Source organism: Bacteroides stercorirosoris (genome assembly GCF_900142015.1).
Taxonomy (GTDB): Bacteria; Bacteroidota; Bacteroidia; order Bacteroidales; family Bacteroidaceae; genus Bacteroides; species Bacteroides stercorirosoris.
Genome location: NZ_FQZN01000002.1, coordinates 182,939 through 206,990 on the forward strand (window position 1 = coordinate 182,939; position 24,052 = coordinate 206,990).

The window sequence follows — 24,052 nt, forward strand, 5'->3', positions numbered from 1 at the left end:
TATATTTCTCTTTTTAGGCTCTATATGCTGTCTATATGCGTTAATGAAACGATTCATTATCGGTGCAGAAATGAATTATTTCACCACAGACTACACAAATTAGCACAGATTTAATTTATTAATAATCAGAGATATCTTCCCTAATCTGTGTAAATCTGTGTAATTTGTGGTGCATCAAAACCCTACAGAAATGAACTATTTCACACACAAGGAACAGTATTATTTACCCAAAATGAATTCCACAATATCTTCCTTCTCTCCCATCCCCAACTTCTTGCGGATATTCGTCTTTCGCTGATAAATGGTAGGAATACTTTGCTGTGTCACTACACTAATCTCTTTTGTGGAGAACTCAGCGCAAAGCAAACAGCATAGTTGCTGTTCTTTATCAATGAGTAAAGAGCCGAAACGTTGGTTCATTTTGGTATAGAACCTATCATAAATGCGGTCGATTACAGGATACAAGTCTTCCCACACTAACAAGCTTTCTACGGGAAGCTCATGATTAGTAATGCCGGATATACGCCGGAGTAATTCCTGGTTTTGGGATGTAGGCTGAGTAGCTACTAAACGAATAATGCCCAACTGCTGCAAAAGTATCTTCCGGAAAAACTGCCCGTCTTTCACTTCCGTTGCCGGAATCTCCTCGTGCCCGCCGTCTCCTTTCGTAGCCTCCACCAACAGTCGGTTCAGAGTCTCAATACGTTCTTCCGCCTCAATCAGGCGGTTGCGACGCCCCCGGATATAAAAGAAAGCTCCGCCACCTGCCAGCACCAACACCAATATACAGAACAGCAACGTCAATTGTGCTTCCTGTCGTTCCACCGTCAACATCAGATTGGCATTGGAAAGAGACTCCTTGCTTTCATCTTTTCGCCGAATAGTGCTTTGCAAAGCATAGAGAGCGTTGTGGATGGAATCGTTATAGCGCATCACATCCAGAAAGTCGAATGTACCGTAGCGGGTATAGTCTATCAGTCCCTGATAATAGGCAATCATATTTTCAGTAGTCAGGAACTTTTTGAAACGAACAACCTCTTCTTTCCCCTTGTCGAGGTAGTACTGGGCAGAATCCAATTCTCCAATTTTCAAATAGCATTCCGTCAGTACAAGAGTAATCATTGCATCATTTACTTTTTCAGAAGGAAAACTCTGCAAGCGTTTTGAAACTCGTATCGCCTTTTCATAATCTTGCCCTTTGTAAGACAGCAACTGTGCATAATTGCGTAAATAGTGTACCAGGCGTGCCGTATCTTTCTTTTGCGTAACCAATTCGATACTGCGGTCCATATAATAAGAGGCGGAATCATTTCCCTGCAATCCCATGGCAATACCCAGGGAATAGCACAGTCCTTCATCTTCGCGAATGGCAATCGCCCGGAGGTGAGCCTCTATCGCTTTCTTATAATCCTTCTCGACATATACATATCTATACGCCTGTTCAGCAAGCATACTGACCATCAGATAAGTATCCCTGCAAGCGGTTGCCTCTACAATACCGCTATCGAGCACAGCCATAGACTCTGTATGTTTTTTCAGCCAATACAGATACTTGGATTTCAGCACGTATGAGTTCAGCATCTTCACCGTGTCCCGGCCGGAAACAAAGTAATCGAATGCAGGCAGTATCAAGGAATCTTCCGCCATAGAAGCCCCTCTTACGTTGTGCGCAAATGTACGCAGCCAGCCATACAACATTTTTTCCTCAAACGGCAACCGCTCCGGATTCTTTATCTGCGACAGGAGCTGCATAGCACTGTCTGCATTTCCATAAATCATAGCATCTGCCTGACGGAGTACGGTCGTGTTATCCGTACGGCTACAAGCACACAACAGAACACAAGTTGTGACAAAAAGATATAAGAGTTTCTTCATTGGGTATAATCCTTCATATATAATCTTTGCTTACTGCGCCACCGCATCGCGGAGTTGCCGCAAAGCCTGTTCAAGCACCGAGCGGGAGCAACCGACGTTCAGCCGCATGAACCCTTCGCCGGGCTTGCCGAACATGGTTCCATCATTCAAAGCCAAATGTGCTTTCTCTGCAAAGAGACGGGTTAATGCTTCCTGGTTCAGTCCCAACTCCCTGCAATCCAGGAAAACAAGGTAAGAGGCTTGCGGACGTATCATGCTGATGCCGGGAATATGTTCTTTCAAGTAGTTTTCCGTAAAGTCTATATTCCCTTCTATATAAGCAAGCATTTGTTCCAGCCACTCAGCACCATGCCGGTAAGCGGCAGCGGCACCGATATAGGCAAGCAGATGTCCCTCACTGAACTCTCCGGCTTCCATAAATGTCTGGAAACGTTCGCGAATAGCTTCATTTACGGTTATTGCATACGAACTGCCCAGTCCCGGCATATTGAAGGCCTTGCTGGGAGCCATAAAGACAAGTGAATTTGCAGCCGCCTCTTCGGAAACTGTGGCAAAAGGATGATGCTTATAGGGAGGCAAAGTCAGGTCGGCATGAATTTCATCGGAGATAACGAAAGTACCGCTATTGTGGCAGATAACTGCAATCTCTTTCAGTTCTTCTACTGTCCAGACACGCCCGCCGGGATTGTGAGGATTACAAAGAATAAGTACTTTGCAACCCTGTATATCCTTGCGGAAGCGGTCGAAGTCGATATGATACTGTCCATCGCGCAACTCCAGAGGAGAATAGACTACTTCGCGTCCCATACGCTCAGTCACCAGAAAGAAAGGATGGTAAACAGGTGTCATCACCATCACTTTATCACCGGGGTTAGTGAAACACTGCAAGGCAAAAGCCTGACCACGGACAATGCCGGGGACGAAAGTCAGCATCTCACGTGTTATTTCCCATTGATGACGATTGTGCAGCCAGGTACAGATAGAAGTGTACCACTCTTCGCAGGCAAAGGTATATCCCAACACTTCATGTTCCAGGCGTTCGCGCAAAGCATTCATTACGAAAGGCGGGGTACGGAAATCCATATCGGCCACCCACATAGGAAGCAAATCGTCGCGCCCCCAGATATTTTTTACGCCGTCCCACTTCACGGAGTTGGTTCCACGGCGCTCTATGATTTCATCAAAATTGTATTTCATAAGATCTCTATTTTATTTCACCACAGATTACACAGATTGACACAGAATTTTAAAATCAGATATTTTCTATCTGTGTCAATCTGTGTAATCTGTGGTGAGTCATTATATCGGAAAAACGACAAACACCGCCACATCCCACACTGCATGCGATACAATCAGCGCCCCCAGTTTATGTGGATACAGCCTGTAAGCCAAGCCCCAGATGCCACCGACCACCAATGCAGCCATCACCAGCATAAAGTTGAATGACCAGATGTGCACCAGTGCATAAACCAGTGTCGTAACTATAAATCCTGCATTCGGGTTCCAGCGTTTGGAAAGCGCATTCTGCACATAGCCCCGCCAGAAGATTTCTTCCGCAGGTCCTATCAGTATAAGTAGCAAGACGGAAAGCAACCAGGGGTTTTCTCCGGTCTTCATCCCGTAAATAAGTTCCACCTGCGGACGGGCAAAGTCAAAAAGCCAGGCAGAGGCTTTATCTCCCACCCAAAAGACTCCCCATAGGACTACCGCCAACGCTACGCCACCGGCAATATTCTTCCAGTCGAACTTCACATCTTCCACCCACCACTGCGGACGAAGGGCAAAAGCCATATTCATCAGCACAATCGCTGAAAAGCTCATCGCTGTCCAGAAGTTGAATATTCCGTTGGTCCAGGGTGAAAACATGAAGAACCACAGGAAAGCGGCTATCAATAAAGGAATAATTACTCGTTTCATATTATATAAGGAATGTAACCGTAAACAGCAGACTGAACAGGAGTTGCAGCTTTGCCGTCTTTTCATCCAGATTGGAAATTGCAGAGATACCCTCTTTAGGCAAGCGCAACATAGCACGCGCATTGGCAATGGCAGGCAGGAGCCCCAGCATGGTCAGCAACGACCACCACGGAAAATAGCCCAGCACCACACAGCCCACAATCCACAGGAACGGGAAAATAACTTCGAATATATAGAGGAGTATATCCGTCTTTTTCCCTAGTTTCATCGCAAGGGTACTGATTTTAGCACGTACATCTGTCTCTATGTCACGGGTATTGTTGGCATGCAGAATGGCTACGGTAATCAGCCCCACCGGAACAATAATCAGTAACAGGTCGGGCAGGAATTTCCCGACAGTGATATAAGATATGCCCAGCGTAGGCAATATGGCATAAGCTACAAAAATAACAAAGTCTCCGAAAGCACGGTATTTCAGCCAGGGATAGAGTAATGAGCAGATTGCTCCGCAAACTCCCACCCAAAGCAAAGGGAGTCCTGTACGAACCACCAGCCAAAGGCCGATAGCCACTGCCGGCACCATCAGACCTATAGCCAGATTACGTATTTCCAACGGCATGAACTGTCCGCTTGTCAGTGTCTTCACGCCAAAGGTATCTGCCCGGTCCACTCCCCGCTCGAAATCGAAGTAATCACTCCACGCATTACCCGAAGCATGAAAGATGATAATACCGACCAATGCCAGTACTCCGTTCTTCCAGTCTATCACACCATAAGCCCAATATAAATATGCCAGCGTCACAATCACAGGCATCGCCGACGCCGGAAATGACCAGGGGCGCACAGCAATCAACCAATCTTTTAAGGAATGCTTCTTCATTGTTTATTGTCAGTTAAGGATATTCTGTTTCATAAATGATGATTTATCGGCGTGCATTTCCTAAGCCTGTAAGGCTTTTATCTTACAGCCCAGGGTAACACCCTGGGTAATGGATGCTCCCACAATTTTACGCCCTGTAAGGGCAAAAGCCCATGTGTGCTGTGATGCCCTTACAGGGCGCAAAGAGAAACACATGGCAATCCCCCAGGGCGTTGCCCTGGGCTATAAGATAAAAGGCTTTCAGCTTACCAGGTACTATCACGTCAATGAGTATGCCGAAAGGAAACCTTGATCCAGCGCTACGCTGGTAAATTATCATTTATTTGCTTGCAAAAATACGAATTATCCTCGCTTTTGAGTACTTTTGCACACAAGTAAAATAGAAATAATATGATTAAAGCCCTGTTTTTTGACATCGACGGCACTTTAGTGAGTTTTGCCACCCATGCTATTCCCCAAACCACTATCGAAGCCATCGCCGCTGCCAAAGCCAAAGGCATTCGGATATTTATCGCTACGGGACGTCCCGCAGTCATCATCAACAACCTTTCCGCCCTGCAAGACCGCGGCTTGATAGATGGTTACATAACCATGAACGGTGGATATTGTTTCGTAGGCGAAGAAGTGATTTACAAAAGCGCCATTCCTGCCGCCGACGTGCAAAGACTTGCACGCATTTCTGCCGAACAGAACTTTCCCTGCATCTTCGTGAGCGAACATGACATCTGTGTCTGCCAGCCGGACGAAATGGTGAAAAAGATATTCAACGACTTTCTGAAAGTAGATATCATTCCGGAAAAGACGCCCGAAGAAGCTATCGGGCAGGAGATTTTCCAGATGACCCCGTTCATCACACTGGAACAAGAGCAAGTGATTCTTCCCCAATTGCCGGGTTGCGAAGCCGGACGCTGGTTTCCCGCTTTTGCCGATATCACTGCCAAAGGAAACACCAAACAGAAAGGTATTGACGAAATCATCAACCATTTCGGCATCCGCCTGGAAGAAACAATGGCATTCGGTGACGGTGGCAACGATGTAAGCATGCTCCGCCATGCCGCCATCGGTGTAGCCATGGGCAATGCCGTGGATGAGGTGAAAGAACATGCCAATTATATAACGACTTCGGTGGATGAAGACGGAGTAGCCAATGCACTCCGCCATTTCTCCATCATATAGCACTCCTTTAATTTTCAATTATTAATTATTAATTTTGACGCAGTCAATAATAGATACCAATAATAAAGAATTTCAGGATGCCCTGAGTCTTATACAATATACCCGCCAGTCCGTCTTCCTGACCGGAAAGGCGGGTACGGGTAAATCTACTTTTCTGCGATACATCTGCCAGAACATTAAGAAGAAGCACGTGGTTTTGGCACCTACGGGTATCGCCGCCATCAATGCCGGCGGCAGTACCCTGCACAGCTTCTTCAAACTGCCATTTCACCCCTTGTTGCCCGACGACCCGAACCTGAGCCTGCAACGGGGGCGCATCCACGAATTCTTCCGCTACACCAAGCCCCAGCGCAAGTTACTGGAAGAACTGGAACTCATCATCATCGACGAGATTTCCATGGTACGTGCAGACCTCATCGATGCAGTGGACCGCATCCTGCGCGTTTATTCCCGCAACCTGCGCGAACCTTTCGGCGGAAAACAACTCCTGTTAGTAGGCGATGTCTTCCAGTTAGAACCCGTAGTGAAAGGGGATGAACGGGAAATACTGAATCGCTTCTATCCTACTCCCTATTTCTTCTCAGCAAGGGTATTCGGCCAGATAGACCTCGTATCTATCGAGCTACAAAAGGTTTACCGCCAGACGGACAAAGTCTTTGTCAGCGTTCTGGACCACATCCGCAGCAATACAGCCGGTGCCGCCGACCTGCAATTGCTCAATACCCGTTACGGCACCGACATCGAAGAGAATGAGGAAGATATGTACATCACCCTCGCCACACGCCGTGACAATGTAGATTACATCAACGACCGGAAACTGGCGGAACTGCCCGGTGACTCCGTAACCTTCCACGGTGAGGTCACAGGCGATTTTCCGGAAAGCAGCCTACCTACCTCGCGGGAACTGGTACTGAAACCGGGCGCGCAAGTCATCTTTATCAAGAATGATTTCGACCGTCGCTGGGTGAACGGCACCATCGGCGTAGTCAGCGGTTTCGATGAAATAGAGGAAACCCTCTACATCATCACCGACGACGGGAAAGAATGTGACGTCAAACCGGAACACTGGAAGAACATCCGCTACAAATACAACGAAAAGAAAAAAGAGATAGAAGAAGAAGTACTCGGCACCTTCTCCCAGTTCCCCGTACGGCTGGCATGGGCAATCACCGTCCACAAGAGCCAGGGACTAACCTTTAGCCGTGTTGTCATCGACTTCACCGGCGGTGTTTTTGCCGGCGGACAGGCATATGTAGCCCTCAGCCGTTGCACATCATTGGAAGGTATTCAGCTAAAGAAACCTGTCAACCGTGCCGACATCTTCGTCCGCCCGGAAATAGTGAACTTTGCCGAACGCTTCAACAACCGGCAAGCCATAGACCGCGCCTTGAAACAGGCGCAAGCCGACGTGGAATATGCCGCTGCCACCAAAGCCTTTGATGAAGGAGACTTTGAAGTCTTCCTCAACCATTTCTTCAAAGCCATACACTCCCGATACGACATAGAAAAGCCCGCCGTTCAACGGCTCATACGCCACAAGTTAGGTGTAATCAATAAGCTGCGCGACAGCAACGAACAACTAAAATCTCAGATGGCAGAGCAACAGAAACGCCTGCAAACGTATGCACGTGAGTATTACCTGATGGGCAACGAGTCTATCACTCTTGCCCACGACTCCCGTGCCGCCATTGCCAACTACGACAAGGCACTGGAACTTTATCCGGAATACACAGACGCATGGGTACGAAAAGGCATCACCCTCTTCAATGAAGGCAGATATCTTGAGGCGGAAGAGTGCCTGACGCGTGCCGTGAAACTACGTCCGGCAGAGTTTAAAGCCGTTTATAATCGTGGAAAACTACGCCTGAAACAACAAGACACCGAAGGTGCCATTGCCGACCTGGACAAGGCCACCACCCTGAAACCTGAGCATGCCGGAGCACACGAACTCTTCGGCGATGCCCTGATGCAGGCAGGAAAAGAAGTGGAAGCCGCACTGCAATGGCGACTGGCAGAGGAAATCCGTAAGAAATCATCCAAGAAATAAAGCACACTTATTTGATAATAAGAAACTTATTCTCTACTTTTGCGTTATTATATATAGACTAATTGCCAGCCCTATGCTTCTGAAACTTTACGAAAAGAATAACAATCCCCAAGACCTGCAACAGGTAGTGGATATTCTGAATGACGGTGGCCTCATCATCTACCCCACTGATACCATGTATGCCATCGGTTGTCATGGGCTGAAAGAGCGTGCCATCGAGCGTATCTGCCGTATCAAGGACATTGACCCGCGCAAGAACAACCTTTCTATTATCTGCTATGACCTGAGCAGTATCAGTGAATATGCCAAAGTAGATAACACTACGTTCAAACTGATGAAACGGAACTTGCCTGGCGCTTTCACCTTTATCCTGAACGGTACAACCCGGCTGCCCAAAATTTTCCGCAACCGGAAAGAGGTTGGTATTCGTATGCCGGATAGTGCTATCATTCAGGAAATAGCCCGCATATTGGACGCTCCCATCATGACTACCACCCTTCCTCACGACGACCATGAGGACATAGAATATAGTACCGACCCGGAACTGATTGACGAGAAGTTCGGTGACCTTGTCGATTTAACCATCGATGGCGGCATTGGTGGAACAGAGTTTTCCACTATTGTGGACTGCACCAACGGAGAAGCGGAAATCGTGCGCCAGGGAAAAGGTTGGTTGGACGAAGGATAACTCAACCAAATACCCGGTTTGTTTGTTTTTTTAAGAAAGCAACAAAAGGTATATGAGTACAAAAGAACAATACTGGAAATATTCACTAATCACCATCATCATCGGACTGGGCGTAATCCTATTCTTTCAGATTACTCCCTTTCTGGGTGGATTGTTGGGTGCACTCACCATTTATATCCTGGTCAGAAAACAGATGATACATCTGACAGGTAGACGGAAAATGAAACGGAGCCTTGCCGCTGCGCTCATCACTACCGAAGCTATCCTCTTTTTCCTGGTTCCTCTGGCATTAGCCGTATGGTTACTGGTCAGTAAATTGCAGGATATCAATCTCGATCCCCAAAGTATCATTGCCCCCGTTGAAGACATGGCACGTATCATCAAGGACAAAACAGGCTATGACGTACTGGGCAAAGACACTACTTCATTCATCATCTCCATACTCCCCACAATAGGGCAGTTCGTAATGAATGGCATCAGTAGTTTTGCCGTCAACCTCTTCGTGCTGATCTTTGTACTCTACTTCATGCTGATAGGCGGGCAGAAAATGGAGAAATATATCAGCGAAATACTTCCCTTCAGTGAAACCAATACGAACCACGTAGTGCATGAAATCAAGATGATTGTCCACTCCAACGCCATCGGCATCCCTTTGCTGGCAATTATCCAGGGAGGCGTGGCCATGATAGGTTACTGGTTCTTTGATGTCCCGGATATTTTACTAACGGGATTTCTCACCTGCCTTGCGACGATTATTCCGATGGTAGGAACAGCATTGGTATGGTTTCCCATTGCCGTCTATATGGCATTGTCCGGCGACTGGTTCAATGGTATCGGGTTAGCGATATTCGGCACTTTGATTATCTCACAACTCGACAACCTGATACGTTTCATTCTACAAAAGAAAATGGCCGATATACATCCGCTTATCACGATATTCGGAGTCGTCATCGGTCTTTCTCTATTCGGTTTTATGGGAGTCATCTTCGGACCGCTGTTACTCTCGCTATTCTTCTTGTTCGTAGATATGTTTAAAAGGGAGTATCTGGACAAACAAAAATAAATCAGTCATTAACAATATCTTTCAATTTAATGGCCTGAAATGTGATATGTGCCACACTACTTTCATAAAGAATGCCAATAGTTTCTTTATCAACCATAGTAAGGCAGGTATACCCCCAGTTATCGCCCTCATCCAGCAAGAGCTGATGCTCCGGAAGCCAAGTGACGCCTCCATCCAGACTGATTTTGATGGTAATATCGCGGCGTCCCTTCGTAGTATTGGGATTAGAGAAGATAAGTAAATCACGGTTCAGAGCATTATCTTCCGCCTTTACGCTAATCAGACTTGCCATGCAAACCGGCTCTTGCAACGCCTTACGGGAAGATTCATGTTGAATCCATGTTTTGCCCAAATCTTTCGTGATTGCTACGGCACGGCTACCTCCCCTGTTATCACGCATATTCAGCATCAATACTCCCGGCTCAACTTCAGCCACCTGCGCCTCTGTAGTATTTGTGTGGGCATAGTTATGCATTTTCCAGGTCTTTCCCCTATCCTTACTATACATGATGCCGGCATTCGGCACACGGGTAGAATCAATGAATTGGGTAGGAAAAACGAGAGTACCGTCATCCATTGTGATGCCCCGTCCGGGACCCTGCAATAAGAAGTACCAGGATGGATCTTTCACTTGTTCTGTAATATTAACAGGTGCCGACCAGGTTTTACCATCGTCCGTACTCTTTGCCAGAACAAGTTGTGCCGTATGATTCATATCCAGTCCCGGATGTGAACTCCACCAGGCACGCTGATTCCCCATGCCATGGGTCCAGGCTGCCACTATCCACACATGATTTGTCTTTGTATCTACCAAAATGGAAGGGTCACCCACCCCGTTCTGCGCCGAAGGAAGTCCGCCCGTCTCACCGAAAGCCAAAGGCAGGCGCATCTTTTCCCAGGTCTTACCGCCATCCGTGCTACGGCTCAACCCTATATCCACATGCTCCTGCAAATCGACGCTGCTGTTATAGCGCACATCATATACACCCAGCAAAGTTCCCTTATTCGTGGTCACCAATCCCGGAATGCGGTATGCAGCCGAGTTGTCATCACCGGCATGGCGCACGCCTACTCCCATCCGGTGTACAATATCCTGTTTGGAAACAATATTCAAGAGTGCTTCCTTGCCATCCAGAGTAGCCGAAGTCACAGCTGCCATTACCTTAGTATCCAATGAAGTCTCCGGCTTCATCTGCAAACTAACCCAGAAGAAATTAATACCGGGAAATAGTTTCTGATTAGCCATCAGAACAACACGATTCTTCGGGTTAGTAACTTCCGCTTTCTTTATAGAATAAGAAGGATTAGCAGCGAGAGTCTTTCCAGGCGTATGGCTTGAAATGTATTCTACGGGTGCAAATCGTCTCTTCCCCTTATCCTGCAATGCCTCAGTACCACTATAATAAAGTTTCACTGACTGGATTGCAGACAGATTAGTATTCTTTCCCAAATCCAGAACTATCTCATTCAGCATTTTGCTTTCCTTCGCATCCAGACGCAGGTAGAACAAGACATTATCAGCCCTTTCCATCAAAACAGGAATCTGTGTCTCCCGAACAAAGATTGTATCCGCTGCCCGGGCGGCAACCGGAATTGCACACAGTAAACAGAATAGTGAAAACAGAATTATCGGTTTCTTCATAATATAGATAAAGTTAATAGAGTGTTAGCAGTCACAAAGATAACATTCAATAATAAAAATCCCATATTTGTTGCCGTAAAGTATTCTTTCCCCCATCTCCTTGTTGCAACATACCCTTTTCCTGCAGGGAATAAAGTCTCTCCAGCAAAAGCACCATCTGCTTCTCACAAATATGCATATCACAGACTTCTTTCACCCAATCCACCGTTTCCTCAAAAACATCATTGGAAGAAAGACAAAGTTCCTTTTGTTTTTCCGGTTTGTGAAGCATATCCGCCATAAATGAGAGCATTTTGGACACCATCTTCTTACTCCGGCTATGAGTACGGGATTTCGGATTCTTCAAGCGCAATAAGAAATACTCCCCCATCCATAAAGAAGCAACAAAAGCCTCCGCAGAAGGATGCTTCAACCCCTTACTGAATTTTATCAGAAAAGTATCCACTTCACCCAACACTCCATCCGTGTCGTCATCTATATAAAACCTGTGTGCCAGACATTCTATCACACACCCCAGTTTTGCCACACAAATTCCATTCCTGGTATTGCTGACTATCTTTTCCGCTTCTCTCAATGCCTTGAAAGCATTATCCTCTTCCACACAATCATCATACAGCCGGAACTGATGAAATAAAGAAAGGGAACGGCATAGTAGGTCGTCAAAAAGGCAATCCGTATCATTCATATCCAAACGGTTTATTCATTTAAAAGGCAACAAAGTCAAGAACGATAAAGATGGTAAAAATAAAAAATGCGCAGCCCGGTCCACACTATCAGCGGAAAACGGACTGCGCAATTATTTTTATATGAAGTACTCTCTTACTTCAGCAAAGAAGACGGGTCCAGATGATCTGCCTCGATATCTTTGAAGTAACGGTATGTACCTACTTTCAGTTCAAAAGTAGCGTCGTCGTCTGCCACAATAATACCCTTTTCGTGCATTTGCAGGGCACTGATGGTCCACATCTGCGTGATGGCTCCTTCCACTGCATGATAGAGGGCACGGGCCTTGTTATGTCCGTTCACGATAATCATTACTTCCTTAGCGGAAAGCACTGTGCCCACACCTACTGTAAGAGCCGTTTTAGGCACTTTATTCACATCATTGTCGAAGAAACGGGAATTAGCAATGATAGTGTCCGTTGTCAATGTCTTCTGGCGTGTGCGTGAAGACAAAGAAGAACCCGGTTCATTAAAAGCGATGTGTCCGTCAGGGCCAATACCGCCCATAAACAGGTCGATGCCACCATAAGACTTGATCTTTTCTTCGTAACGTGCACATTCGGCATCCAGGTCGGCAGCGTTACCGTTCAGGATATTAGTATTCTCCGGTTTGATGTCGATGTGGCTGAAGAAGTTGTTCCACATGAAAGAGTAATAGCTTTCGGGATGTTCTTTGGGCAAACCTACATACTCGTCCATATTGAAAGTAACCACATTCTCGAAAGAAATAATACCTTTCTTGTTCAGGTCGATTAACTCCTTGTACATACCGAGTGGTGATGAACCGGTAGGACAACCCAAAACAAACGGTTTTTCAGGAGTCGGATTAGCTGCCTTAATTTTAGCGGCCACATAATGGGCAGCCCACTTAGATACGGATTGATAATCCGGTTGGATGATTAGTCTCATTGTGATTGTTTTTTATCAGGTTAATAAACGTATTCAATTATAAACTATTAAATATAAAATGTTAATCAGCTGCGCTGTGACGCCACATGGCTATTCATATTTAATAATTAATATTTAACAATTAATCATTACCTTCCCTGTCTTTCTTCAAGCGCTCTGCCATAGAACGTGCCAGGTGTTCGCACTGTTCGTAAGTGATGTCCTTCATCGCTTGCTTCATCTCTACCGGGTCGGCCACGATTTCGAACTTGCTTTTCTCGGCGAACTCAGCCATACGCTTCACCGCGGCACCCGCCCAGGTGAACGAACCGAAGTAGCCCAGATAGCGGCCTTTCACTTCGCGTACCAGTATCTTAGAGAGCAAAGATTCTATATCCGGATAAATCTGGTTGCTATAAGTAGGGCTGCCGATAATCAGTCCACGGTATTTAAAGATATCAGCAATTATATAGGAAGGATTGCTCTTGCTCACATTGTGCATCACGATATTCTTGATGCCCTGCGCTGAGAGTTCGGCAGCTATCGCTTCCGCCATCTGTTCCGTATGACCGTACATAGAGCCATAGGCTATCACCACACCTTCGTCCGCAGCATAACGGCTCAGTTTGTCATAAATGCCTATCACCTTATTTATATAGTCCGTCCAGACGGGGCCATGAGTAGAACAAATGGTGGTGATGTGCAGTCCGCCCAACTTTTGCAAAGCCTTCTGCACCGGAGAACCGTACTTACCTACAATGTTGGAGTAATAACGCACCATCTCGTCCCAATAACGGTCTGTATTGATGCGGGTATCGAGGAAACCGCCGTCCAACGTACCGAAACAACCGAATCCGTCGCCGGAGAAAAGCACGCCTTCCGTTTCGTCAAAAGTCATCATGGTTTCGGGCCAGTGCACCATCGGTGTCAGGTAGAAACGCAGTTTATGATGTCCCAGTGCCAGGAAATCCTCGTCTTTTACAACGTATTGTTCACCCGTCACGCCATAGTAACCCTCAATCATGCCGAAAGTCTGTTTATTGCCTACGATGATGATATCGGGATAATGCTGCTTAATCAGGCGGATAGAACCGGAGTGATCGGGTTCCATGTGATTGATTATCAGATATTGGATAGGGCGTTCGCCAATAATGCTTTTTATCTTCCGGAGATATACCTCAAAGTAACAGGCATCTACCGTATCAATCAGCGCTACAGTTTCGTCATCTATCAGATAAGAGTTATAGGACACCCCGTAAGGCAACGGCCACAGGCCTTCAAACAAATGCTTGTTGCGGTCATTCACTCCTACGTAGTGTATTTTTCCTTTTATCATTGTCTTTTGGTTCATAATACTTCTTTATTTAGATTGATTCCACATTTAAACAGCCGCAAAAATAAGTTTTTTTTCTCACATTTCATATTTCTTTCCCTGATAAGCGCCAAGCTGACGCATTCTTTTTTGCACACGATGGTTAAATTCATAATTTTTCAGTCCCCAGTCGGGTGCTATTAACAATTCTTTAGGAGACTGTGAGACAAAGCGTTCCAGTACTAAATCGGGACGAAGATGCTCTATGTAGTCCACCACCAAGTCAATATATTCTTCCACATCGAACAGTTGGAAATCTTCGGGATGCTGTTCGTATTCATGTGCCATGCGGGTACCGCGTATCAGCTGCAACTGATGCATCTTCAGAGTGGTAAGCGGCAAGCGGGACAAGACGGAAGCCTGGGTCACCAGTTCGTCATGCGTCTCTCCCGGAAGTCCCAGTATGACGTGTCCACCGGTAAGGATGCCACAGGCAGCGGTACGCTCGACGGCATCTACCGTGTCCTGATAGGTATGCCCACGATTAATGCGGCGAAGCGTTGCGTCATTGGTACTTTCGATGCCGTATTCAACTAATAAAAAGGTACGTTTGTTCATTTCTTCCAGATAATGCAGTAAGGCATCCGGCATGCAGTCCGGACGTGTGCCAATGACCAGTCCTACGACGTCGGGGACTGTCAGCGCCTCCTCATACTTTCGTTTCAAGGCTTCCAGCTCACCGTAAGTATTGGTATATGCTTGAAAATAAGCAAGATATTTCATTTCGGGATACTTATGGGAGAAAAAGACTTTGCCTTCTTCCAATTGCTGCGTGACGGATTTCTCGGTACGGCAATATTCGGGATTGAAAGTCTGATTATTGCAATAAGTACAACCGCCATAACCTTTGAAACCATCCCGATTAGGACAGGTGAACCCGGCATTGAGCGATATTTTCTGTACCTTATACGGAAAATAACGTTTCAGGAAGAGCGGAAACTCATTATATAATATAGGTGTGGAATCCATATATCGGTTATTTAATGACAAAAATAAGATTTTTCTTCGGGATAAAGCTGCTGAATGAACACAAATTACACGAATCGCACAAAGAAAGGGCCTGCCTCACTGAGAACTACTCCTGCCTTAATTGTTAACAAACACAAATCATACATTTTTAGACTGTATTAAAAAATGTTTCAAACACTGATTAACAACCATATACAATAACAAATATACACCCCAAGTCGAATATATTAAATATATTTTAGTGATTAGTGACGTATTTTGCACACATTTTCCTTCCCTTTCAAGCATGGAAAACGAAATAAATTCATAGCTTTGCCTAAAACCTTGATAGATCAACCTAATAAATACTATAACCACCATGGCTACCATCGCTCTCGACATAGGCGGCACCAAAATAGCAAGTGCTATTTTCCTCCCCGACGGAAGTATGTTGTTCAACCGGAAGCGTTTGCTGAAAGGAAGAACCGGACACGAAGTGGGCAAACTCGCAGCAGAAATCCTTGCCAAGCTTCTGACAATTGCCCACAGAAGCCGTATCCAGATTGACGGTATCGGTGTATGCGTGCCCGGCATAGTCTACTCACAAACGGGACGCGTATGGGCACCCAATATCCCCGGCTGGGAAAACTATCCGCTACAAGAAGTGCTGCGCACCGTGACCGCACCGGATATCGACATCTACATCGACAGCGACCGCACTTGCTACATGTACGGCGAAATGTGGCAAGGAGCCGCCAAAGACTGCCACAGCGCAGTATTCATCGCCGTAGGAACCGGCATCGGGGCAGGCATCATCATCGACGGACACGTGTTGCACGGCGCAAGCGACATCATCGGCGCCACAGGCTGGATGGCACTGCAACCGCCTTATAAAGAAGAATACGATGCCTGCGGCTGCTTTGAATATTATGCTTCGGGCAATGGCATCGGAGCCAGAGTGCGGGATGCCGTCCGGGCAAACAAGGCCTATAAAGGCCGTCTCCGCCAGAAACCCATCAGCCGCATTTCCGCTTATGACGTATTCAGCGCATACAACGAGAAAGATCCGATTGCAGCCTCTGTACTGCACAAAGCCATAGAAATGTGGGGAATGGCGTCCGCCAACATTGTCAGCCTGCTCAATCCGCAAAAGATAATCTGGGGCGGTGGTGTATTTGGCCCCGCCGGTATCTTCATCGACGACATCTACAAGGAAGCCTGCAAATGGGCGCAACCGCTCAGTATCAAGCAGGTGGAATTCGTAGCCTCTCACTTAGCCGGCAATGCCGGACTGATAGGAGCCGCTTTTCTTGCCATCAAAAAGCATTTATATGAGTAGTTACAAAAAGAATCTGGTATTTACGGCTGCGTGCATCGGTATGTGTTTCTTTGGCATTTCGATGATTACGCTGGGGTCGGTATTGCCGTCCCTCACCGCCAAACTGGGTTTGGACAACCTCCAAGCCACCGCATTGGTGACGTTCCTGCCTCTCGGCCTGTTGGGAGGTTCCCTGTTGTTCGGTCCTATCGTGGACCGCTTCGGACACAAGGCATTGCTATTACTCAGTTGCCTGGTTGTGCTGCTCGGACTGGAAGGTATCGCTTTCTTCACAAGCATTCCGTTATTGCAACTCTCCATCATCGGCATCGGACTGGGGGGCGGCATCCTGAACGGTGAAACGAATGCACTGGTAGCGGACATCTCCAACGAAAAGGAAAAAGGTTCGCGCCTCAGCTTGCTCGGAGCGTTCTATGGCATCGGAGCATTGGGTATTCCGGTGTTGCTGAGCTTTCTGTCCGAACACTACTCTTTTGAAATCATACTGCAAGGTACGGGTGTCGTGATGCTGGCAGGCATACTCTTCTGCCTCGGTGTACGCTTCCCCGCCCCCAAACAGCCGCAAGGATTTCCTATGAAGGAAGGATTGGGACTGTTGAAAGAAAGCAGCCTGCTGTTGCTCAGCTTCATCCTGTTCTTTCAAAGCGGCATTGAAGGTGTATGCAACAACTGGACCACGCTCTATCTGGGACAAACAACCGGCATTCCCGAAAACCGGGCGCTCATGGCACTGACCTGCATGGTGGCCGGGCTGACCGTTGCCCGCCTGCTGCTGGTAGTCCTGTTCAAGAAGATACGGCAGGAAACGGTTCTCCGCACCAGTCTGATTACGGCCGCTATGGGCTTCGCGCTATTGACCTTCTCACCCGGATTCGCACGTGCCGCCATAGGTATGGTGCTGATTGGCGCCGGACTGGCATCTACGTTCCCCGTCATACTCAGCATCATCGGCAGCCGGTACGCTTCCCTCTCGGGAACGGCTTTCAGCGTGGCACTCGTCATCGCCCTCATCGGACAGACGTTGCTGAACAGCCTCACGGGAATCATCTCACAAGGATATGGCATCGTAGTATACCCTTACATGATGATCGCCTCCCTGCTCATCATGCTCCTACTGTTTAAACGTTCACTCAGATAAAAGAATTTATTTACCCCCTTAAAAACAAAAAAATTATGTTAGCATTAGAATGGTTAAAAAACGCGCATGGCATCATGGAAAAGCTGGAAGCCACGCAATTGGAGAATATCAAAAAGGCAGCCACCGCGATGGCAGACTCTATTGAAGCAGGACGTTGGGTACACACGTTCGGATGCGGTCATGCCACTATCCCTGTCGAAGAAATGTATCCGCGCATCGGTAGCTTCGTAGGTTTCCATCCTCTGTGCGAACTTCCACTGACATTCTTTACGCAGATCATCGGCCAGATGGGTATCCATCAGTTCCTTTTCCTGGAAAGAACCGAGGGCTACGGACAAGCAATCATGAAAAATTATGATTTTGATTCCAAAGATTGCCTCTGGATTTTCTCCCATACAGGCATTAATGCAGTGAATATCGACGTGGCACTGGAAGCTAAAAAGCATGGAATGAAGGTGATTGTTTACGGTTCGGCCGGAGAAACGGGCGATAAGGCAAGCCGTCATTCCAGTGGTAAAAACCTGTTCCAGCTTGCGGACATCGTGGTTGACTCGTGCGTGCCTTTGGTAGACGCTTCCGTGCCTCTGAAGAACCACTTCGACAAGGTAGGTCCGTTGTCTACCCTCAGTTTCGTGACCATGGTGTGGATGACCATCACCACCGTTGCCGAAATTCTGGCAGACCGCGGCGTACATCTGTATATCCATCCGTCACATAACGTCCCGGGTGACACCACGGCACACGAACGCCTGGACGCTGCCATTGCCGAATATCAGAAGAAAGTAAAAATCCTCTAAATTTTAAAGACGGCCCTAATCATCATCTATGAGTGACGGTAGCCCGCCTCAGCTTTGCCCCCACAAAGCTGGACGGGCTTTTCTTATAGGACGGTAATGGGTTGTGCCCGGAAGGGAGACAGGGCAAGGCCGGGAGTGGGTATATCATCATTACGGATGATGGGTATCATCATTACGGATGATGGGTATCATCATTACGGATGATGGGTACCATCAATACGGATGATGACCACAATCAATGCCAATGATTCCTACAATCAATGCCAATGATTCCTACAATCAATGCCGATGATTCTATCCTCACTCCTAACAAGACTATGGCTAACATCTGGACAGTATATGGCTTAGTTAACTACCGCAGCGGTTTTGCCCTTACTTCAGAACCTTTTTTCAGTTTTTATCCCTATATTTGCCCTTCAAAGAAATCAATCAGAATTATGAAACAGATAAGTATTGCAATTCTCCTTTGCCTCTGCACATTGGCAGGTTTCGCGCAAGGCGGTCAGGCACTCGACTTAAAAGACATTGTATCGGGCAAATTCCGTGCCGAAAACATTTACGGAGTGATTCCCATTCCCGGAGACGGAGAACACTATTCACAAATGAATGCAGAAGGAACGCAGATTATCAAATATTCCTTCAAGACGGGGAAACAGGTAGAAGTACTGTTTGATGCCGCTACCGCCCGCGAATGTCCTTTCAAGAAGTTCGACAGCTACAGTTTCTCGCCGGACGGCAGCAAACTGCTCATCGCTACGGAAACGACTCCAATCTATCGCCGTTCTTACACCGCTATACATTATATATATAGTCTGAAACGGAACGTCAACGGAGAAATCAACAATATAGTAGAGAAACTGTCCGACGGCGGCCCGCAGCAAGTACCGGTATTCTCACCGGACGGAACGATGGTTGCCTTTGTGCGGGACAATAATATCTATCTCGTGAAGTTCCTGTATGGCAACAGCGAAAGCCAGGTTACGGAAGACGGCAAACGCAATGCCGTGCTGAACGGCATTCCCGACTGGGTGTATGAGGAAGAATTCTCCTTCAACCGTGCCCTGGAATTCAGCGCCGACAGCAAAATGCTGGCTTATACCCGTTTTGACGAGACGGACGTGCCTTCTTACAGCTTCCCTGTCTTTGCCGGAAGCAATCCCCATATCTCAGCCTTCGAGAAATATCCGGGCGACTACACCTATAAATATCCCAAAACCGGAGAAGCCAATTCAAAGGTATCCGTACATACCTTTGACATCAAGACGAAAGTGACCCGCAAAATGCAGGTACCTATGGATGCTGACGGCTACATCCCGCGCATCCGTTTCACGCAAGATCCCAATAAACTGGCCATCATCACACTGAACCGTCATCAGAATCGACTGGATATGTATTTCGGAGATCCCCGTTCCACGGTTTGCAAACAGGTGTTGCGTGACGAAAGCGATGCGTATATCAAGGAGAATGTATTCGACAATATCATTTTCTATCCCGAAAACTTCAGCTATCTGAGCGAAAAAAGCGGTTATAATCATCTGTACTGGTACAGCATGGGCGGCAATCTGATTAAGCAAGTCACTGCCGGAAACTATGAGGTGAAGAACTTCTTAGGTTGGAGTGCCGATGATGACAGTTTCTATTACGTCAGCAATGAAGAAAGCCCGCTCCGCCAGGCTGTGTACAAGATAGACCGCAAGGGAAAAAAGACCAAGCTTTCCGCACAGGAAGGTATCAACAGCGCACAGTTCAGCACGGACATGAAGTACTACATGAACCGTTATTCCAACCTGAGCACTCCTACCGTCATCACTCTGAATGACAATACGGGTAAAGTATTGAGCACACTGGTCACTAACGACGCGTTGAAACAGACCTTGGCGAAATACAAGGTACCTCAAAAAGAATTCTTCACCTTCCAGACACAGGACGGCGTAACGCTGAACGGCTGGATGATGAAGCCGACAGATTTCTCCGCATCCGGGAAATATCCCGTACTTCTGTATCAATACAGTGGTCCCGGTTCCCAGCAAGTGCTCGACACATGGAGCATCAGTTGGGAGACTTACATGGCAAGCCGCGGTTTCATCGTCGTCTGCGTAGACGGACGCGGAACAGGCGGACGCGGTGCGGAATTCGAGAAATGCACCTATCTCAACCTGGGTGTAAAAGAGGCGAAAGACCAGGTGGCAACCGCCCAGTATATGGGTAGCCAGCCATACGTAGACAAAAACCGTATCGGCATTTGGGGATGGAGCTACGGCGGATATATGACCATCATGAGCATGAGCGAAGGTACTCCCGTCTTCAAAGCCGGAGTTGCCGTAGCTGCCGTAACCGACTGGAATTATTATGATACCATCTATGGCGAACGCTTCATGCGTACTCCGAAAGAAAATGCCGAAGGATATAAAAGTTCTTCCGCCTTCACACGTGCCAACAATCTGAACGGCAACCTGCTGTTAGTTCATGGCATGGCGGACGACAATGTCCACTTCCAAAACTGCGCGGAATACGCCGAACATCTGGTGCAACTGAACAAGCAGTTCGACATGCAGGTTTATACCAACCGCAATCACGGTATCTATGGCGGCAACACCCGTTACCACCTGTATACAAAGCTGACGAACTTCTTTGAAACCAACCTTTAAGAATCACCACGGATTACACGGATTCACACAGATTTCTTTATTTCTCTTTCAAACTCTTCAATCAGTGTCAATCTGTGTAATCTGTGGTGAATATAAATCACACTATTATGAAAGACAGAGTACGTAAACCCGAATGGCTTAAAATAAGTATAGGAGCCAACGAACGGTACACCGAAACCAAACGTATCGTTGACTCCCACTGCCTGCACACCATTTGCAGCAGTGGCCGTTGCCCCAACATGGGAGAGTGCTGGGGGAAAGGAACCGCCACCTTCATGATAGGCGGTGACATCTGCACCCGTTGCTGCAAGTTCTGCAATACCCGGACGGGCAGACCGCTTCCACTGGACCCGGAGGAACCCACGCACGTGGCAGAATCCATATCCCTAATGAAGTTGTCCCACGCAGTCATCACCTCCGTAGACCGGGACGACTTGCCCGACCTCGGAGCCGCACACTGGGCGCGTACTATCCGGGAAATCAAACGACTGAATCCCGAAACCACAGTCGAAGTGCTTATCCCGGACTTCCAGGGAAAGAAGGAGTGGATTGCGCAGGTAATCGAGGCTTGTCCGGAAATTATTTCCCATAACATGGAAACAGTGAAACGCATCACCCCGTTAGTGCGTAGTGCAGCCCGTTATGATACGAGCCTGGAAGTGATACGCCAGATAGCCGACAGCGGAACAACCGCCAAATCGGGTATCATGGTAGGACTGGGAGAGACTCCGGAAGAAGTGGAAGAACTGATGGACGACCTGCGCCGGGCAGGTTGCCAGATACTGACCATTGGCCAGTATCTGCAACCCTCGCACAAGCATTATCCTGTGGCAGAGTATGTTACTCCTGCACAATTCGCTTCTTATAAAGAAATCGGTTTAGCCAAAGGCTTCGACCAGGTAGAAAGTGCACCTTTGGTACGCTCCTCCTATCATGCCGAGAAACAAATCCGATTTTATAAAAAAGAAACGAAATAAAAACCAATTGCTATGTTTATTTGTTATGATAGGATAACGACAAAATAAAGTCAGCAATGTCTAAAAAAGGAGTTCTATCATCTAAGTTCAATATGTCTTTGGGATTTATCCCCGTTATCGTATCAATAATATTATGCGAATTTATAACGCAAGACATTTCCATCTACATTGGTGCAGGTGTAGGGGCTCTTTATAGTTTATATACGTTATGGAATAAAGGTGCAAGGGTTCCCAACTTTCTGCTTTACGGCACCACGGGGATGCTGCTGCTGCTAACCCTAACGACCCTTCTGTTTGGTGATATCTGCACTCGTGAGATGTTTCCGCTGACGTTGGAAATCAGTACTCTCATACCGATTGTCGTTATCTTCCTGAATCGGAAAAGATTCCTTGCCCATCAGATTTCGCAGTCAAAGAAATGTTGCAAACAGCTTTTTGCACAAGGGGCGGAGTCCGCCATCGTTTCTACACGGGTGGTTATCATTATTGCCTTTATCCACTTCCTGACAATCTTCATTGCGATTCTTCTGCCCGGCCCGCTGAGTGATACGACCCGCAACGTACTGTTCCGTTTTTGCCCGCCTGCCGTATTCATACTGAGTATATTGTTCAACCAGTTCGGCATTCTCTATTTCAACATCATGATGGAACATACAGCCTTCGTGCCCATCGTCAACACAAAAGGAGATGTTATCGGAAGGAGCCTGGCAGTAGACGCCATCAACCGGAAGAACGAATATATCAACCCAGTGGTCCGCATTGCCGTATCTCATAACGGGATGCTGTATCTGCGTCCGCGTCCACAACGCTGCATCCTCGAACGGGGGAAAACCGACATACCGATGGAGTGTTACCTCTTATACGGAGAAACTCTGGAACAAAGCATTATCCGCCTTATGAAACAGGCATTTCCACAAGCACCGATACAGGATTTGCAGTTCAACATCATGTATCACTTTGAGAACAAGGTGACAAACCGGCTTATCTATCTCTTTCTCATCGAGATAGAAGATGACAACCTTCTACGGGGTAAGCAAATAAAGGACGGAAAGCTCTGGACTTTCCAGCAGATAGAACACAATTTAGGCAAGAACTTCTTCAGCTGCTGCTTTGAGAACGAATACGAGCATCTGAAAGAAGTTATTTGTACAAAAGAAAAATACAAGGAATTTTAGAGAGGTCGGGGACTTTCCCTTGCCACTCTTTCACTGTCTTGGTCTTGATATACTCTCCTTCACACGTAATGTTGGCAGCAATGCAAAGTTTGGTTTGCGGGCGGCAGTTCTGCAAGATATCCTCCACCATCTTATTATTACGATAAGGCGTTTCAATGAAAAGTTGCGTCTGTTGTTCGCTATACACCCGTTGTTCGAGGACCTTCAGTCTTTTGGCACGTTCGCCCGGTTCGATGGGAAGATAACCATGAAAGGCAAAGCTTTGCCCGTTGAATCCCGATCCCATGACAGACAGGATAATGGAAGACGGTCCCACCAATGGAACCACTTTCAGGTTCTTCCGCTGGGCAATTGCCACGACATCCGCTCCCGGATCGGCCACTGCCGGACAACCGGCTTCTGATATTACTCCCATAGATTGCCCTGCTATCAACGGTTTCAGATAACCGGAAATATCTTCGGGTGATGTATGCTTGTTCAGCGGATAAAAAGTCAGCGCGTCAATATCTATCTCCCGATCCACCTTTTTCAGGAAGCGGCGCGCCGAACGCACATCTTCTACAATGAAATGACGAATACCAAGTATGACCTCCTTATTATAGGAAGGCAACACGGTTTCAACAGGGGTATCGCCCAATGTGACGGGCAAAAGATAAAGAGCAGGAGTCATAAATTAAGAAATGAAAGAATTAAAAAATGAAAGAGGAAGGAAAGGAATGAAAGAATTAAAAATAGAAGCAATCAGCCTTTCATTATTAA

General features: G+C 47.0%; 21 protein-coding genes. 11 read left to right on the plus strand and 10 right to left on the minus strand.

Features of this window, described 5'->3' with window-relative positions; all coding sequences use genetic code 11:
• Window positions 1-219 precede the first annotated feature (219 nt).
• From BUC01_RS02260 to BUC01_RS02275, 4 genes are all read right to left on the minus strand, one after another.
• On the minus strand, window positions 220-1,875 hold the full coding sequence (locus BUC01_RS02260) for a hypothetical protein (protein WP_073312590.1): 1,656 nt from the start codon (window positions 1,873-1,875) through the stop codon (window positions 220-222).
• A gap of 30 nt (window positions 1,876-1,905) precedes the next feature.
• On the minus strand, window positions 1,906-3,072 hold the full coding sequence (locus tag BUC01_RS02265) for a MalY/PatB family protein (RefSeq protein WP_073312591.1): 1,167 nt from the start codon (window positions 3,070-3,072) through the stop codon (window positions 1,906-1,908).
• Between the two features lie 102 nt (window positions 3,073-3,174).
• A complete protein-coding gene (locus tag BUC01_RS02270) occupies window positions 3,175-3,792 on the minus strand; it encodes a CPBP family intramembrane glutamic endopeptidase (protein ID WP_025830888.1) in 618 nt (205 codons plus the stop codon).
• Window position 3,793: 1 nt separating this feature from the next.
• Window positions 3,794-4,672 (minus strand): prenyltransferase, encoded by an 879-nt coding sequence (locus tag BUC01_RS02275; protein WP_073312592.1) that lies wholly within the window; start codon window positions 4,670-4,672, stop codon window positions 3,794-3,796.
• Between the two features lie 109 nt (window positions 4,673-4,781).
• Here BUC01_RS02275 and BUC01_RS25030 point away from each other — a divergent pair, with 109 nt between their 5' ends.
• The 5 genes from BUC01_RS25030 to BUC01_RS02300 all read left to right on the plus strand — a co-directional run bounded on the left by BUC01_RS25030 (window position 4,782) and on the right by BUC01_RS02300 (window position 9,646).
• Window positions 4,782-4,964, plus strand: coding sequence for a hypothetical protein (locus BUC01_RS25030; protein WP_139261786.1), 183 nt, complete (start codon window positions 4,782-4,784; stop codon window positions 4,962-4,964).
• A 98-nt stretch (window positions 4,965-5,062) separates the two neighbouring features.
• On the plus strand, window positions 5,063-5,848 hold the full coding sequence (locus BUC01_RS02285; protein WP_025830886.1) for a Cof-type HAD-IIB family hydrolase: 786 nt from the start codon (window positions 5,063-5,065) through the stop codon (window positions 5,846-5,848).
• Window positions 5,849-5,882: 34 nt separating this feature from the next.
• Entirely contained in the window at window positions 5,883-7,895 is a 2,013-nt protein-coding gene (locus tag BUC01_RS02290; protein ID WP_025830885.1) for an AAA family ATPase, read from the plus strand.
• 73 nt (window positions 7,896-7,968) lie between these two features.
• The gene (locus tag BUC01_RS02295; RefSeq protein ID WP_025830884.1) at window positions 7,969-8,583 is read left to right on the plus strand and encodes an L-threonylcarbamoyladenylate synthase; all 615 of its coding nucleotides are present in this window, start codon (window positions 7,969-7,971) and stop codon (window positions 8,581-8,583) included.
• Between the two features lie 52 nt (window positions 8,584-8,635).
• The gene (locus BUC01_RS02300; RefSeq protein WP_025830883.1) at window positions 8,636-9,646 is read left to right on the plus strand and encodes an AI-2E family transporter; all 1,011 of its coding nucleotides are present in this window, start codon (window positions 8,636-8,638) and stop codon (window positions 9,644-9,646) included.
• A gap of 1 nt (window position 9,647) precedes the next feature.
• On the opposite strand, the gene BUC01_RS02305 is transcribed toward BUC01_RS02300, so the two are convergent.
• The 5 genes from BUC01_RS02305 to BUC01_RS02325 all read right to left on the minus strand — a co-directional run bounded on the left by BUC01_RS02305 (window position 9,648) and on the right by BUC01_RS02325 (window position 15,240).
• Window positions 9,648-11,288: a sialidase family protein gene (locus tag BUC01_RS02305; RefSeq protein ID WP_073312594.1), complete on the minus strand. Its 1,641-nt coding sequence runs from the start codon at window positions 11,286-11,288 to the stop codon at window positions 9,648-9,650.
• Between the two features lie 46 nt (window positions 11,289-11,334).
• Window positions 11,335-11,973: a hypothetical protein gene (locus BUC01_RS02310; RefSeq protein WP_073312595.1), complete on the minus strand. Its 639-nt coding sequence runs from the start codon at window positions 11,971-11,973 to the stop codon at window positions 11,335-11,337.
• 134 nt (window positions 11,974-12,107) lie between these two features.
• Complete coding sequence (nagB, locus tag BUC01_RS02315; RefSeq protein ID WP_025830881.1) at window positions 12,108-12,920, minus strand: glucosamine-6-phosphate deaminase; 813 nt, start codon at window positions 12,918-12,920, stop codon at window positions 12,108-12,110.
• Window positions 12,921-13,041: 121 nt separating this feature from the next.
• The gene (locus tag BUC01_RS02320; protein WP_073312596.1) at window positions 13,042-14,250 is read right to left on the minus strand and encodes an FprA family A-type flavoprotein; all 1,209 of its coding nucleotides are present in this window, start codon (window positions 14,248-14,250) and stop codon (window positions 13,042-13,044) included.
• A 60-nt stretch (window positions 14,251-14,310) separates the two neighbouring features.
• The gene (locus BUC01_RS02325; protein ID WP_025830880.1) at window positions 14,311-15,240 is read right to left on the minus strand and encodes a tRNA modification radical SAM protein MnmL/YtqA; all 930 of its coding nucleotides are present in this window, start codon (window positions 15,238-15,240) and stop codon (window positions 14,311-14,313) included.
• Window positions 15,241-15,598: 358 nt separating this feature from the next.
• Here BUC01_RS02325 and BUC01_RS02330 point away from each other — a divergent pair, with 358 nt between their 5' ends.
• From BUC01_RS02330 to BUC01_RS02355, 6 genes are all read left to right on the plus strand, one after another.
• Window positions 15,599-16,558: an ROK family protein gene (locus tag BUC01_RS02330; RefSeq protein WP_073312597.1), complete on the plus strand. Its 960-nt coding sequence runs from the start codon at window positions 15,599-15,601 to the stop codon at window positions 16,556-16,558.
• Complete coding sequence (locus BUC01_RS02335; RefSeq protein WP_025830879.1) at window positions 16,551-17,696, plus strand: MFS transporter; 1,146 nt, start codon at window positions 16,551-16,553, stop codon at window positions 17,694-17,696. Before BUC01_RS02330 ends, BUC01_RS02335 begins: the two co-directional genes overlap by 8 nt.
• Window positions 17,697-17,731: 35 nt before the next feature.
• Window positions 17,732-18,493, plus strand: coding sequence for a sugar isomerase domain-containing protein (locus BUC01_RS02340; protein WP_025830878.1), 762 nt, complete (start codon window positions 17,732-17,734; stop codon window positions 18,491-18,493).
• A gap of 437 nt (window positions 18,494-18,930) precedes the next feature.
• Window positions 18,931-21,141 carry a S9 family peptidase gene (locus BUC01_RS02345; protein ID WP_073312664.1) on the plus strand — a complete coding sequence of 737 codons (2,211 nt, stop codon included), beginning with the start codon at window positions 18,931-18,933 and terminating at the stop codon, window positions 21,139-21,141.
• Between the two features lie 107 nt (window positions 21,142-21,248).
• Window positions 21,249-22,118, plus strand: a complete 870-nt coding sequence (lipA, locus tag BUC01_RS02350) for a lipoyl synthase (RefSeq protein WP_073312598.1) — start codon at window positions 21,249-21,251, stop codon at window positions 22,116-22,118.
• Window positions 22,119-22,174: 56 nt separating this feature from the next.
• Window positions 22,175-23,293 carry a hypothetical protein gene (locus BUC01_RS02355; RefSeq protein ID WP_025830877.1) on the plus strand — a complete coding sequence of 373 codons (1,119 nt, stop codon included), beginning with the start codon at window positions 22,175-22,177 and terminating at the stop codon, window positions 23,291-23,293.
• Here the strand turns inward: BUC01_RS02355 and BUC01_RS02360 are convergent.
• Complete coding sequence (locus tag BUC01_RS02360) at window positions 23,259-23,963, minus strand: SAM-dependent methyltransferase (protein WP_073312599.1); 705 nt, start codon at window positions 23,961-23,963, stop codon at window positions 23,259-23,261. The two genes, BUC01_RS02355 and BUC01_RS02360, sit on opposite strands and share 35 nt — an antisense overlap.
• Window positions 23,964-24,052: the final 89 nt, after the last annotated feature.

What these genes read in the sequence shown, in the direction of transcription:
- BUC01_RS02260 (WP_073312590.1), bottom strand. Translation starts at nt 1,875, where the DNA reads ATGAAGAAACTCTTATATCTTTTTGTCACAACTTGTGTTCTGTTGTGT.
- BUC01_RS02265 (WP_073312591.1), bottom strand. Translation starts at nt 3,072, where the DNA reads ATGAAATACAATTTTGATGAAATCATAGAGCGCCGTGGAACCAACTCC.
- BUC01_RS02270 (WP_025830888.1), bottom strand. Translation starts at nt 3,792, where the DNA reads ATGAAACGAGTAATTATTCCTTTATTGATAGCCGCTTTCCTGTGGTTC.
- BUC01_RS02275 (WP_073312592.1), bottom strand. Translation starts at nt 4,672, where the DNA reads ATGAAGAAGCATTCCTTAAAAGATTGGTTGATTGCTGTGCGCCCCTGG.
- BUC01_RS25030 (WP_139261786.1), top strand. Translation starts at nt 4,782, where the DNA reads ATGGATGCTCCCACAATTTTACGCCCTGTAAGGGCAAAAGCCCATGTG.
- BUC01_RS02285 (WP_025830886.1), top strand. Translation starts at nt 5,063, where the DNA reads ATGATTAAAGCCCTGTTTTTTGACATCGACGGCACTTTAGTGAGTTTT.
- BUC01_RS02295 (WP_025830884.1), top strand. Translation starts at nt 7,969, where the DNA reads ATGCTTCTGAAACTTTACGAAAAGAATAACAATCCCCAAGACCTGCAA.
- BUC01_RS02300 (WP_025830883.1), top strand. Translation starts at nt 8,636, where the DNA reads ATGAGTACAAAAGAACAATACTGGAAATATTCACTAATCACCATCATC.
- BUC01_RS02305 (WP_073312594.1), bottom strand. Translation starts at nt 11,288, where the DNA reads ATGAAGAAACCGATAATTCTGTTTTCACTATTCTGTTTACTGTGTGCA.
- BUC01_RS02310 (WP_073312595.1), bottom strand. Translation starts at nt 11,973, where the DNA reads ATGAATGATACGGATTGCCTTTTTGACGACCTACTATGCCGTTCCCTT.
- nagB (WP_025830881.1), bottom strand. Translation starts at nt 12,920, where the DNA reads ATGAGACTAATCATCCAACCGGATTATCAATCCGTATCTAAGTGGGCT.
- BUC01_RS02320 (WP_073312596.1), bottom strand. Translation starts at nt 14,250, where the DNA reads ATGAACCAAAAGACAATGATAAAAGGAAAAATACACTACGTAGGAGTG.
- BUC01_RS02325 (WP_025830880.1), bottom strand. Translation starts at nt 15,240, where the DNA reads ATGGATTCCACACCTATATTATATAATGAGTTTCCGCTCTTCCTGAAA.
- BUC01_RS02330 (WP_073312597.1), top strand. Translation starts at nt 15,599, where the DNA reads ATGGCTACCATCGCTCTCGACATAGGCGGCACCAAAATAGCAAGTGCT.
- BUC01_RS02335 (WP_025830879.1), top strand. Translation starts at nt 16,551, where the DNA reads ATGAGTAGTTACAAAAAGAATCTGGTATTTACGGCTGCGTGCATCGGT.
- BUC01_RS02340 (WP_025830878.1), top strand. Translation starts at nt 17,732, where the DNA reads ATGTTAGCATTAGAATGGTTAAAAAACGCGCATGGCATCATGGAAAAG.
- BUC01_RS02345 (WP_073312664.1), top strand. Translation starts at nt 18,931, where the DNA reads ATGAAACAGATAAGTATTGCAATTCTCCTTTGCCTCTGCACATTGGCA.
- lipA (WP_073312598.1), top strand. Translation starts at nt 21,249, where the DNA reads ATGAAAGACAGAGTACGTAAACCCGAATGGCTTAAAATAAGTATAGGA.
- BUC01_RS02355 (WP_025830877.1), top strand. Translation starts at nt 22,175, where the DNA reads ATGTCTAAAAAAGGAGTTCTATCATCTAAGTTCAATATGTCTTTGGGA.
- BUC01_RS02360 (WP_073312599.1), bottom strand. Translation starts at nt 23,963, where the DNA reads ATGACTCCTGCTCTTTATCTTTTGCCCGTCACATTGGGCGATACCCCT.